Origin of the sequence: Kandleria sp. (genome assembly GCF_017934775.1) — a bacterium.
Classification (GTDB): Bacteria; Bacillota_I; Bacilli_A; order Erysipelotrichales; family Coprobacillaceae; genus Kandleria; species Kandleria vitulina.
Genome location: NZ_JAGBIX010000084.1, coordinates 1 through 13,453 on the forward strand (window position 1 = coordinate 1; position 13,453 = coordinate 13,453).

At 36.1% G+C, this 13,453-nt stretch carries 10 protein-coding genes; 8 read left to right on the forward strand and 2 right to left on the reverse strand.

What is annotated here, in order from left to right; translation table 11 throughout:
- Positions 1–168 precede the first annotated feature (168 nt).
- The 3 genes from J6L95_RS08860 (at position 169) to pflA (ending at position 4,702) form a co-directional block, all read left to right on the forward strand.
- Entirely contained in the window at positions 169–1,338 is a 1,170-nt protein-coding gene (locus tag J6L95_RS08860) for a sensor histidine kinase (RefSeq protein ID WP_287458866.1), read from the forward strand.
- 310 nt (positions 1,339–1,648) lie between these two features.
- Positions 1,649–3,910 (forward strand): formate C-acetyltransferase, encoded by a 2,262-nt coding sequence (pflB, locus tag J6L95_RS08865; RefSeq protein WP_287458867.1) that lies wholly within the window; start codon positions 1,649–1,651, stop codon positions 3,908–3,910.
- Positions 3,911–3,961: 51 nt separating this feature from the next.
- Positions 3,962–4,702 (forward strand): pyruvate formate-lyase-activating protein, encoded by a 741-nt coding sequence (pflA, locus tag J6L95_RS08870; RefSeq protein ID WP_180364536.1) that lies wholly within the window; start codon positions 3,962–3,964, stop codon positions 4,700–4,702.
- Positions 4,703–4,729: 27 nt separating this feature from the next.
- Here the strand turns inward: pflA and J6L95_RS08875 are convergent, their stop codons facing one another.
- A complete protein-coding gene (locus tag J6L95_RS08875; protein ID WP_287458868.1) occupies positions 4,730–5,581 on the reverse strand; it encodes an AraC family transcriptional regulator in 852 nt (283 codons plus the stop codon).
- A gap of 176 nt (positions 5,582–5,757) precedes the next feature.
- On the opposite strand from J6L95_RS08875, the gene J6L95_RS08880 reads away from it, so the two are divergent.
- The 5 genes from J6L95_RS08880 to J6L95_RS08900 are packed head-to-tail and all read left to right on the forward strand — an operon-like array spanning position 5,758 to position 12,036.
- Entirely contained in the window at positions 5,758–7,026 is a 1,269-nt protein-coding gene (locus J6L95_RS08880) for an ABC transporter substrate-binding protein (RefSeq protein WP_287458869.1), read from the forward strand.
- A 16-nt stretch (positions 7,027–7,042) separates the two neighbouring features.
- Positions 7,043–7,915 (forward strand): carbohydrate ABC transporter permease, encoded by an 873-nt coding sequence (locus J6L95_RS08885; protein ID WP_287458870.1) that lies wholly within the window; start codon positions 7,043–7,045, stop codon positions 7,913–7,915.
- Positions 7,915–8,745 carry a carbohydrate ABC transporter permease gene (locus J6L95_RS08890; RefSeq protein ID WP_074686129.1) on the forward strand — a complete coding sequence of 277 codons (831 nt, stop codon included), beginning with the start codon at positions 7,915–7,917 and terminating at the stop codon, positions 8,743–8,745. The genes J6L95_RS08885 and J6L95_RS08890 overlap by 1 nt, the downstream gene beginning before the upstream one ends.
- Before the next feature lie 23 nt (positions 8,746–8,768).
- The gene (locus J6L95_RS08895) at positions 8,769–10,943 is read left to right on the forward strand and encodes an alpha-galactosidase (RefSeq protein ID WP_287458871.1); all 2,175 of its coding nucleotides are present in this window, start codon (positions 8,769–8,771) and stop codon (positions 10,941–10,943) included.
- The gene (locus tag J6L95_RS08900; protein ID WP_031589634.1) at positions 10,930–12,036 is read left to right on the forward strand and encodes an ABC transporter ATP-binding protein; all 1,107 of its coding nucleotides are present in this window, start codon (positions 10,930–10,932) and stop codon (positions 12,034–12,036) included. Before J6L95_RS08895 ends, J6L95_RS08900 begins: the two co-directional genes overlap by 14 nt.
- Positions 12,037–12,059: 23 nt before the next feature.
- Here the strand turns inward: J6L95_RS08900 and J6L95_RS08905 are convergent, their stop codons facing one another.
- On the reverse strand, positions 12,060–13,415 hold the full coding sequence (locus J6L95_RS08905) for an MATE family efflux transporter (RefSeq protein WP_287458872.1): 1,356 nt from the start codon (positions 13,413–13,415) through the stop codon (positions 12,060–12,062).
- Positions 13,416–13,453: the final 38 nt, after the last annotated feature.

The following is a 13,453-nucleotide window of genomic DNA, read 5'->3' on the forward strand; positions in this document are numbered from 1 at the left end:
AACCTAAAGTACACATATTCAATACTTCTATTATAAAGGAAATAAAGAAAGGAATATAATCTAAACGCTTATCAGCTTTAATGACTCCAGGGAGTCTTAAAAGTAACTCATGGATAAGTCAATTAGATTATACTAGGATGGATATTACAAGTTGAAGGAGGGATAGTCATGAAAAAGCTCTATCGTCGATTCATGAGTGTCGCAATCTTAAGTCTATTGGTTGTTATTACGTTAGTGCTTGTGACCTTGAATTGTGTTAATTACGCTAAAATCTATAAGGACTCTTATGAAATCATCGATGAAATCAAAGATAATGGGGGCAAGATAAGCTATGAAGAGCATAATGAATCACGCTATGCTATTAGGTACTTTACAGTAACAGTTGCAGAAAATACCCAGGATGTTAACACATCAGCTGTGCATTCTATTTCTAAAGATCAGGCGCTAAAGCTTACGATGCAGAAAAGAGATGAAGGCAAGAGTCAAGGGGTTGTCTATATCTATGGCAATGCGTTCTTGTATCGTATTAGTGAAGGTAAACAGGTTACCGCTGTTTTTATGGATATTACCAACCAGTTAGATAAAGCCAAGCATCAGGTCAATATGTCAATTGTGATTGGGATATCAGTATTTTTTATCTTTGTGATCATCTTTTACATGTTCTCAGGTCTTCTTATGAGACCATTTATTAAAAACTATGAGAAACAGAAAGAATTTATTACGAATGCCTCTCATGAATTAAAGACACCGTTGGCTATTATCTCTGCCAACAATGAAGTGATGGAAATGATGAGTGGAGAAAATGAATGGAGCAAGTCCACTCATGAACAGATTGAACGTTTAAATAAACTCATCAGTAATCTGATTTCTATGGCAAGATTTCAGGAAAATCAGCATTTTGTATTAGAGGATGTAGATAGTACATCAATAGTTAAGCAGAGTGTAGAAGACTTTATCCCACTTGCCAATAAGCAAGAAAAAACACTGCGCTATGATATTAGTGAAAACATGAGGGTAAAAACAGATCTGTCTTCATTTAAGGAAGTTGTCCATATTCTATTAGACAATGCGATTAAGTATTGTGATGATGGTGGCCATATTGATGTAAGTCTTAAAAAGAAAGGACGTAATGTGATCTTTAAAGTAGAAAATGACTATCATGATTTATCAGTAGACCCTGAAACATTCTTTGATAGATTTTATCGTGAAGACACTTCTCATCATCAGGAAGGATATGGAATAGGCTTATCGATGGCTAAATCGATAATTGAAGGAGTAGGTGGAAAGATCAAGGTTCACTATAGGAAAAAGAAAATATCTTTTGAGGTCATATTATGATAAAAAATATATTTTAATAGATAAAAGAAATTTTTTAAAAAAAGAAATTTTTTACATATGGTACCGTTTTCATCTTAAAAATTATCGGAAAAGAGAAATTCTAACATATGTATTATCGGTTATCCTAAATAATTAAAATTTCAAAACGCATTGTTAAGAATCATTCCTAATAAAAGGCTTGCATTTGGATGGACAATCAGGGAAAATAATGTTATATTCAATATCGGAAAGAAAAATGTAAGGCGTTTCATAAAATGATGATACATTGAATATTTACGTCTATATGTCTACAAATAGGAGGAACATAGAAATGAGTGCAGAACGTTTCGAAAAAGAATGGAATGGTTTTTTTGGTAACGCATGGAAAGATGAAATCAACGTACGTGATTTTATTCAGAAAAACTACACTGAATACACAGGTGATGAATCGTTCCTAGAAGGACCAACTGAAGCAACTAAAAAGCTTTGGGGGAGATTACAGGAGTTGCAGAAACAAGAACGTGCTAAAGGCGGCGTTCTTGATATGGAAACAGAAATTGTTTCAGGTTTAACTGCTTATGGTCCAGGTTATATTGATGAAAGCATGAAAGATCTTGAACAGGTTGTAGGTCTTCAGACTGATAAACCTTTAAAGAGAGCATTTATGCCTTATGGTGGTATTCGTATGGCTGAACAGGCTTGTACAACTTATGGATATCAGCCAAGTGAAAAATTACATGAAATTTTTACAAAGTATCATAAGACACATAACCAGGCTGTCTTTGATGTATATACACCAGAAATCAAGAAAGCAAGACACAGCCATGTGATCACTGGGTTACCAGACACTTATGGACGTGGACGTATCGTCGGGGATTATCGTCGTGTTGCTTTATATGGTATTGATTTCTTAATTGAAAAGAAAAAACAGGATCACCTAAACTGCGGTGATGGTGAAATGACAGAAGATGTTGTTAGATTAAGAGAAGAAATCGCAGAACAGATCAAAGCATTACAGGGCATGAAAGAAATGGCTGCTGTATATGGTTTTGATATTTCTAGACCAGCATCTAATGCTAAAGAAGCAGTACAGTGGCTATACTTCGGTTACTTAGCTGCTATCAAGACTCAAAATGGTGCAGCTATGTCAGTTGGTAGAGTTTCTACTTTCTTGGATATCTATATCCAGAGAGACTTAATGGAAGGTTTAATCACTGAAAAGCAGGCTCAGGAATTAATTGACCATTTAGTAATGAAATTCAGAATGGTTAAATTTGCGCGTATTCCTTCATACAATGAATTATTCTCAGGAGATCCAGTTTGGGCTACTCTTGAAGTAGGTGGTATGAGCAACGATGGTCGTTCATTAGTGACTAAGACATGTTATCGTTTCTTACATACATTAGAAAACATGGGTCCTTCACCAGAACCTAACTTAACTGTATTGTATACTGTAAACTTACCAACTAAGTTTAGAGCATATGCTTCTAAGGTTTCTATTGAAACATCTTCAATCCAGTATGAAAATGATGAAGTCATGAGACCATTCTGGGGCGATGATTATTCAATTTGCTGCTGTGTTTCAGCAACTGAAACAGGTAAGGAAATGCAGTTCTTCGGCGCTCGTGCTAACTTAGCTAAGTGCTTGACTTACGCTATCAACGGTGGTGTTGATGAAAAGACATTTGAACAGGTTGGACCAAAATATCGTCCAATTACTTCTGAGTATCTTGACTATGATGAAGTCATGGAAAAATTTGATGACATGATGGAATGGTTAGCAGGACTTTATGTTAATACACTTAACTTAATTCAGTACATGCATGATAAATATTATTATGAAGCAGCTGAAATGGCATTGATCGATACTGATTTAAGACGTACATTCGCAACTGGTATTGCAGGATTCTCTCATGTAGTAGATTCATTATCTGCAATCAAGTATGCAAAAGTTAAGACTGTAAGAAATGAAGAAGGCTATGTTGTTGATTACGAAACTGAAGGAGAATTCCCTCGTTATGGTAATGATGATGACAGAGCAGATGATATCGCTGTATGGCTATTGAAAGAATTTATGACTAAGATCAAGAAACATCATACATACAGAGATTCAGAACCAACTACTTCAATCTTAACTATTACTTCTAATGTCGTATATGGTAAAGCAACAGGAGCACTTCCTGATGGAAGAAAAGCTGGTGAACCATTATCTCCAGGTGCTAACCCAGCATATGGTGCAGAACAGAATGGATTGCTTGCTTCACTTAACTCAGTAGCTAAGATTCCATATGCTTACGCATTAGACGGTATCTCAAATACACAGACAATCAACCCAAGTGCATTAGGTAATGAACCAGAAGAAAGAAAATACAACCTTGTATCTGTATTAGATGGTTACTTCAAACAGGGTGCACATCACTTGAATGTTAACGTATTTGGTACTGAAAAATTAATTGATGCAATGAATCATCCTGAAAAAGAAGAATATGCAAACTTCACAATTCGTGTATCAGGATATGCGGTTAAGTTCATTGATTTAACAAAAGAACAGCAGTTAGATGTTATTTCAAGAACATGCCATAAACATTTATAAGAAATATGAAAACGCCTTGAATGCTCAAGGCGTTTTTCTAGAGGTGTAATTATGAGTATTAAAGGTAGAGTACATTCAATAGAAAGTTTTGGATCTGCAGATGGACCAGGTGTAAGATTTATGGTATTTCTTCATGGTTGTCCTTTAAGATGCCAATTCTGTCATAATCCCGATACATGGGGTTCTAATAAATATGAAGAAATGAGTGCAGATCAGATATTAAGACAGGCTTTACGCTATAAGAACTATTGGGGCACAAATGGAGGTATCACTATCTCTGGAGGTGAACCGTTATTGCAGATTGATTTCCTGCTTGAACTCTTTAAAAAAGCAAAAGCACAAGGAGTCAATACTTGTATTGATACAAGCGGTGGCTGCTTTACGAGAGAAGGAGAATGGTTCAAGAAGTTTGAAGAACTTATGAACTACACTGATCTTCTTCTTGTTGATATCAAGGAAATCAATGATGAAAGACACCGTGTCCTTACGACAAAATCCAATGAGAATATCTTGGATATGGCAAGATACTTAAGCGATATCAATAAGCCAGTCTGGATAAGACACGTGCTCGTTCCAGAGCGTTCTGATTATGATGAAGATCTTGATCAGCTCAATGAATTCATTAAAACATTAAACAACGTAGAAAAAGTAGAAGTACTTCCTTATCACACATTAGGTGTATTTAAATGGGAAGAACTAGGCATAGATTATCAGCTTGAAGGCATTCAGCCACCAACTGCTGAACGTGTAGAAAATGCCCATAAACGTCTACATGTAGAAGACTATAAATAAAAGACATGATTTTGATCATGTCTTTTTTTATGTATTCTCTCTATTGGCTTTTCGCCATTGCATTGGCGATAAGCCATATATATTTTTAAATGCACGAGAAAAGTGCAGCTGATTGTCATATCCGACTGACTGAGATATATCAGCGATATGCATCTTTGTTTTTTTTAGGTATTCACAGGCTTTGATCATGCGGTAGTTAAGCAGGAAGGACTGTGGTGTCTTCCCTGTTTCACGCTTGAATATTTTTCCGAAGTATGACCTATTAAGATTAATATTGTTGGCAATATCTTCAATGGAAATATTCGACATGTAGTTTTGTTCAATAAAGACCATGGTTTCATGCATATAGTAATCAATGAGACGATTGCCAGAATGTTTCTCGGTGATTTTTATTGAACGCATGAGATTATCAAGAACAAGATATAAATGACCTATTAGATGGAAAGGCGTGGCATTTTTGCTTGAAGCAATATGCATCATATGTTTTACCATTTCCTTATGTGTATCTTCATAAAGATAATGATAGATAGGAGAAGAAATAGTCAATCCGATTGAATCTAATGCTTCTTTTACACGAAGACCGTCAAATTCAATCCACATATATTCCCAAGGATCATTTGCATCCGCAATATAGGTTGTAATCTGATCAGGGAAAATCATAAAGCCATCTCCAGCTTTTAGATGATAGCTGATATTTGCTCCTTTATCATTATGGGCATAAAGAGTACCTTTTCCTTTAAGAATATAGTGAAACAGATAGTGATTTCTTGTAGCAGGCCCAAAAAGATGAGATGGCTTGCATACCTCTCCACCATATTGATAGAGGGTCAAGTCAATAAATGTTTCATTAGGAAATATTGAAAATTGCCAATCGTTCATTATCATCACCTCGAATAAGATTATATCATTAAACGTTCTAATATAACAATATTCTACAAAAAAATCACATATTGATATATAAAGAGCGCTTTCATGATATTCAATGACGCAAAATGAGATGTTACAATTATATTGCCAAAACAAAACAGCTGTTTATTTAAAGGAGGGAGGGCAATATGAAACTTAAAAAAATCTTTCGTATTTTTCTTGCGATGATGGTCTGTTTCACGGTTGTAGGATGTCAGACAACAACTAATAAGAAGACCATTATCGAAATTGTTTCCTATAAGCAGGAAGCTGCAACCTACTTTCAGCAGGTTGCTAAAGAATTTAATGCTAGTCATGGTGATATTGAATTAAAGATTTCATCACCAAATGATGCTGTTACAGTAATGAAAACACGATTTATCAGAGAAGATTATCCAGATATTCTTGGAATAGGGGGAGATGCGACCTTCTCAGAATTCGTCGATGCGGATGTGTTAGCTGATGTTTCTGATTTTTCAGGATTAAAGAATATCAAGAAGTCATATCTGACAATTTTAGATGAGCTTGAATATGTTCCAACAAAAGGAACTTACGGTGTTCCTTACGCAGCAAATGCGTCAGGAATCCTTTATAGCAAAAAGATCTTTAAAGAACATGGCTATAAGGTACCAAAGACTTGGGATGAACTTATGTCATTGTGTAAACAGATGCAAAAAGATGGGGTGCTACCTTTCTACTTCGGTTATAAGGATACTTGGACAACATTAGCACCTTGGAATGCATTGGCTGTAAGTCTTGCTTCTCCAACAGTTTATCAACAGGTAAACGCAGGCAAGACAACCTTTACAAAAGAATACAGTGAAACTGCTGAAAAGTTTAAGGAACTGTTGAAGTATGGTGAAAAAGATGTTGCTGCCTACGGATACAATGATGCCTGTACAGCTTTTGCAAAAGGGCAATCAGCTATGTTTACTATTGGATCCTATGCGATTCCACAGGTTTTATCTTCTAATCCAAATATGGATATTGGTTCATTTGTAATGCCTGGCAACAATGATGCAAGTAAGAACAATCTTAACTCAGGTATTGATTTAATGTTCAGTGTAACTAAAGCATGCAAAAATAAAAAAGCTGCTTACATCGTATTGGATTATCTTTTAAAAGAAGAAAATCTTCAGAAATATATCAATGCACAGATGTCATTGCCATGTCGTAATGGAAACTTTACTTTACCAAAACAGTTTGCGGATATGGTCCCTTGGATCGACAGTGGAAAGATGGTAGATTATCCTGATCATCATTATCCTGCTACAATGGGCTGTGATGCGTTGCTTCAAAGTTATCTTTTAAGTGGCAATAAGAAAGCCTTCTTAACAAAGTGGGATAAAGACTGGAAACGTTATAACAGGGATATTATTCGTAAAGTTGAAGAGTATAACAAGACTCATAAAAGCTAGGAAAGGAAGAAATGTTATGAAGAAAAAAAGTAAACTTGATTTTGATCGTACATACATCTGGATGACAATTCCACTTGTGGCATTATTCTTCTTATTTAACACATTGCCTTTAATTAGAGGTTTTATGTATAGTTTCACAAACTTCCGTGGCTATGGAACATATCAGAATGTAGGACTAAGAAATTATGTAGATTTATTTACTGATGCACGAGTAGGTCATTCATACTTATTCACATTTGGAGTGGCTGTATGTGTAACAATTGTTGTGAATGTCATCTCGTTAGTTTTAGCAATGGGACTTAATTCAAAAATTAAGTTCAAGAGTGGACTTCGTGCCATGTATTTTGTACCAAATATTTTAGGAGCATTGGTTGTTGGCTATATTTTCAATTACTTCTTTACTTATATCATGCCAGCATTCCAAAAGATGTTATTAGGAAGTGGGACATCCATTCTTGCTTCTGAAAGATGGGCATGGATAGCCATTGTTATTGTATGTGCATGGCAGGCCATTGCAATGCAGACAATTATCTATATTGCTGGACTTCAGACTGTTCCAGAAGATGTGTATGAAGCTGGTGCTATTGATGGTTCATCAGGATGGACAAAATTCAAGACACTTACTTTACCATTGATCTTGCCATTTATCACTATCAATCTGGTATTGACAATGAAGAATGCCTTGATGGTATTTGATCAGATTATGGCATTAACAAAAGGTGGTCCAGCACAATCAACTGAATCTATTTCCTATCTTATCTATAATAACGGAATGGCCGGAGGACAGTTTGGTTTCCAGAGTGCTAACGCTGTACTGTTCTTTATAGTAATCGTACTGATTTCTGTCTTCCAGCTTAAATTCATGGGTAAAAAGGAGGAACAGCTATAATGAAAAAGAAATATAATTGGCCCGTTACAATATTGTTGTTTATTGGTCTGATCACAGTGTTATTTCCTCTCTATTTAACAATTATCATTGCTTTTAAACAACCTAGTGAAATGGGCAATACGCTATCCTCTATTCTTGCCTTGCCAAAAACATGGAGCTTCTCAAACTTCGCTAAAGCGATGGAAGTCACTGATTTCTGGCATACATTAATGAATTCTATTCTTATTACAGGTACAACTGTAATTTTGTCAATTCTTCTCCATTCGATGTTGGGCTATGCGATTGGAAGAATGAAAAAACGTCATAAATGGTTTAACCGCGCTTATCTTTATATTGTATCAGGGATGTTTGTTCCTTTTGCAATATTGATGATGCCATTAGTAAAGCAGACCGCAGATTTACATATTGCCAACATTGTCGGCGTTATTCTCTGCTACCTGGTATTCTTTATGCCAATCAACGTCATGCTTTATAGCGGGTACTTAACTAATATTCCAGAAGCATTAGAAGAAGCCGCAAAGGTTGATGGTGGTTCTACTTGGTCAACATACTGGACTATCATCTTTCCAATCATGAAACCAATGCATGCGACAGTAGCAGTATTAACTGCACTTGGAACATGGAATGATGTTATGACACCATTGGTTATCATGTCAGGATCAGGAGCTAATACATTGCCATTGGCACAGTTGACATTCCAGACACAGTTTGGAACAAACTATAACTTAGCCTTTGCATCTTACTTGTTGGCATTATTGCCGATGTTAATTTTCTATGTCTTCGCTCAGAAACATATCTTAAACGGTGTTGTAAACGGCGCTGTTAAATAATTGATTATAAAGGAGTTTTCAATATGTCTATTGTGATTCATGAAAAAACATTCACTCTTCATACAAACAATTCAACCTATATGATGCAAGTTGATAGCTACGGCTATCTGCTTCATCTCTACTATGGAAAAAAAGCAGAACATGCACCAGAATATCTACTTGTAAAAAAAGATCGCGGCTTTAGTGGCAATCCATATGATGCCAATAAGGACCGTACTTACTCATTAGATGTCCTACCCCAGGAATTTCCATTTGATGGTAATGGAGATTATCGTACTTCCTCATTAACAATACGTACAAAAGAAGGTATTTATGGATGTGATCTACGTTTTGTCAAAGCTGAAATCATCGATAATAAGACAAAACTAAAAGGATTGCCTTCAATGAGTGAGAATGTGGAATCATTGGAAGTGACTTTAGAAGACTCCCTTCTTCATTTAGAAGTAATCTTATCCTATAGTGTCTATGAAGATGTTGATATTATAACAAGAAGTGTTCGTATCATTAATCATGGAGAAACAGTAACGATTGAAAATATCAAATCTGCCAATCTTGATTTTGTTTCAGGTGACTATGATGTAATCAGCTTCTATGGACGACATACAATGGAAAGAATTCCCAATCGCCAGAAAGTGAATCATGGCATCTATAAGATATCTTCAAAAAGAGGAGCTTCAAGTCATCAGTACAATCCCGCATTGATTCTTTGTGATTCAAATACTAATGAGATGTCCGGTAATGCCTATAGCATGAACTTCGTCTACAGCGGTAATTTTGAAGCAATGATTGAAGCTGATCAATATGGTCAAAAAAGAATGGTTATGGGGTTATCTCCAGACTATTTCTCTTATCCAGTAGAACATGAAGACATCTTCTATGCTCCTGAAGTGATGATGAGCTATTCATCATCAGGGTTATCTCGCTTATCTCAAAATCTTCATCAGGGGATGAGAAAATATCTGATTCATGATCCAATGGTTGGCATCAAGCCAATTCTTATCAATAGCTGGGAAGCATCCTATTTTAACTTTAATGGAGAATCCATCTATCAATTAGCAAAAGCAGCCAAGTCATGTGATATAGAAATGGTTGTCATGGATGATGGCTGGTTTGGTCAACGTGAAAGTGATAATGCAGCTTTAGGTGATTGGTATGTCAATGAAGGAAAACTAGGAGAATCTCTTGCGTCTTTATCTTCAAGAATACATGATCTCGGCTTAAAGTTTGGAATCTGGTTTGAACCAGAATGTATCAGTGAAGATAGTGATCTCTATAGAAAACATCCTGATTATGCATTAAAGGTTCCCCATCGAAAATATATTCGTGCAAGAGAACAGCTGGTTCTTGATTTTTCAAGAAAAGAAGTCGTAGATGCTATTTTTAAACAAGTGTGCGATATCTTGGATCACGCATCCATCGATTATATAAAATGGGATTTTAATCGCAGTATTTCTGATATTTATTCAAGTACTACGCCACAAGGAAAAGTGACCTACGATTATGTGCTAGGACTCTATAGTTTCCTTGAACGTTTAATTAAGCGATATCCAAAACTGCTTATAGAAGGATGCAGTGGCGGAGGTGGACGCTTTGATGCAGGAATGCTTTATTACACACCACAGATCTGGCTATCAGATAACACTGATGCAATTGATCGTTTATCCATTCAATATGGGTCTTCATTCATCTATCCAATCAGTACTTTTGGATCACATGTATCCGCTGTTCCTAATCACCAGACAGGACGTATAACTTCATTAGATACACGTGGAGTGGTCGCTATGAGTGGAACATTTGGTTATGAGTTAGATATTACAAAATGTAGTGATGAGGAAAGAAAAGTGATTAAGGAGCAGGTAGCTACATTTAAATCCTACGCTTCTCTTATTCATGAAGGTCTTTACTATCGTTTAAGTGATCCTCTTCATGATGACATAGGAGCCTATGCATTTATTAATGAAGATGAAGCCTTAATCTTTGCAGTAAGAATCAAGAATCAAGCAAGTCGTTATGCCTACTTCATCAAGATAGAAGGTCTTGAAGATGATGCCTATTATCAAGATGAAAAAGGACAAATCTATGATGCAAACATTTTAAAAACACAAGGGCTGCCGCTTATTGTTGAAGTGGGGGATTATCAGTCTTTTACAATACATTTAACAAAAATAAAGGGAGAGAAAGAAAATGGCAAAAATTAGTTTCCAGCATGTAACTAAAACATATGATAATAATGTTACAGTTGTACCAGATTTAAATTTAGATATCAAAGACAAAGAATTTGTAGTGCTTGTTGGACCATCAGGATGTGGTAAATCCACAACATTGCGTATGATTGCTGGTCTAGAAAGCATTACTTCAGGTGAATTATATATCGGTGATCGTGTGGTTAATGAACTTCAGCCAAAAGATCGTGATATCGCCATGGTATTCCAGACATATGCGCTTTATCCACATATGACTGTCTATAAGAATATGGCTTATGCATTGACATTAAAGAAAACACCAAAAAAAGAAATTGATCAGAAAGTAAAGCATGCCGCTGAAATCCTAGGATTGACTGAATACCTTGATCGTAAGCCACGTGCATTATCAGGTGGTCAAAGACAAAGAGTCGCCTTAGGAAGAGCAATGGTCCGTAATCCAGAAGTATTCCTTCTTGATGAACCATTATCCAACCTTGATGCAAAATTAAGAACAGAAATGCGTGCCCAGATTTCTAAGCTCCATAAACAGCTTGATACAACATTTGTCTATGTTACACATGATCAGACAGAAGCCATGACAATGGCTGATCGCATCGTTGTATTAGACAAAGGTATCATTCAGCAGTTCGATACACCAGCACATATCTATGATCATCCTGCCAACTTGTTTGTAGCGACATTTATCGGTTCACCAAAAATGAACTTGATTGACGTTACTTTAGAAAAGAAGGGGGATACATATTACATTAAGAATGAAGACCTTCATTTCGCAATCCCAGCAGGTAAAGTTACTAAAGAATTTGAAAGCCATGTCGGCAAAAAGATCATCTTAGGAATCAGACCTGAAGATCTTCATATTGAAAAAATCATGGTAGATACTTATCCTGATTCAGTATTCACTTCTACATTGGATATTGTAGAAAACACTGGTTCAGAAATGAACTTATATTTCAATTATCAGGGTGCAGATATGATTATTAAAACACCATCTCGTTTTGACTACAAAGATGGTGATCAGATTTCAATGGCCATTGATAAGAATAAAATTCATTTATTTGATAAAGAAACAAAACAAGCTATTTCATAAAAAAAGCCAGCAATGCTGGCTTTTTACATATTTATTTCTCTAAATAGTCTTGTTCTTATCTTAAAGTAGGCGATATGCACACATACACCACAGATGATCCATGAGATAGGGTAGACAATCATCAACACTGAGAGTGTATGATGTGTTCTAAATATTGTCGAAACCCAAATGATTCTAAAAAGACATGAACCAATCATAGTGATGATAGCTGGTTCTAATGAATGACGCATTCCTCTTAAACAGCCACCAGATATTTCATAGGTGCCTGTCAGCAGTTCTAGATTATCAATATAAAACAGACGTATAAATCCATAATGCATAACGGCAGGAGAGGATGTGAAAAGGGACATCAGTGGGTAGCGTGCAAACCAGAAGATGGTGCTGAAGAGCAAGGTTGCGCACATGCCAACACTCATGGTGATGCGGTAGATCTTCTTACAGCGAGTGATGAGGTTAGCGGAATAATTCTGACTTGTGAAGGTTGTAGCCGCCTGTCCAAAGGCATTCACAACATAATATCCCATTGTTTCAAAGTTTAATGCGGCTGTATTTCCAGCAATTGCATCAGGTCCAAAGCTGTTGATTCCACTTTGAATAATCACATTTGCGAAAGAGAACACCATTCCCTGTATTCCAGCAGGGGCTCCAATGGAGATAATTTTTGTTAAATACTTTTTCTCTATTTTAAGTTGATCAAGATGTAAACGATAAGGATCATCTTCATAAAGAAGAAAAGCAATGACCATAGCTGCAGAGAACATATTCGCAAATAATGTTCCTAATGCTACTCCGGCAACACTCATATGAAGTGGTCCAACGAAGATAAGATTAAATACAATATTAATGATGCCTGAGAGAAAAAGAACATACAATGGACGAGTAGAGTCACCTTTTGCACGTAAGATGGAGGCACCAAAGTCATAAATCAATAGAAAAGGCAATGCGAGAAACAGTATACGTAAGTATACAACCGCAAGCTTTAAGACACTGTCAGGAGTGGACATGAGACTTAGTATCATCGGCGCAATGATTTCTCCGGCAATACAAAGAATAAGACCGCTTATTAAAGACAGGGCAATGGTTGTATGAATCGCCTGATTGACATCCTTCTTGCGTCCCATCCCAATAAAAGAAGCAATGGTGACATTAGAGCCAAGGGACAGCCCACTAAACAAACTGATCAATAGTGAAATAAGAGAACTGTTGGCGCCTACGGCGGCCATCGCAATTGAATTTTCAAAGCGTCCAATAATAGCTAAATCGGCAGAGTTAAAAAGCTGCTGAAGAATACTAGCACAAGCCAACGGAATCGCATAGCTGACTATTTTAGGTAGAAGTGGTCCTTCTAACATATTTATTTCCTTTGTACGTAAACGCATAAAAAACCTCCAAAACATTCATAACATATTATACATAA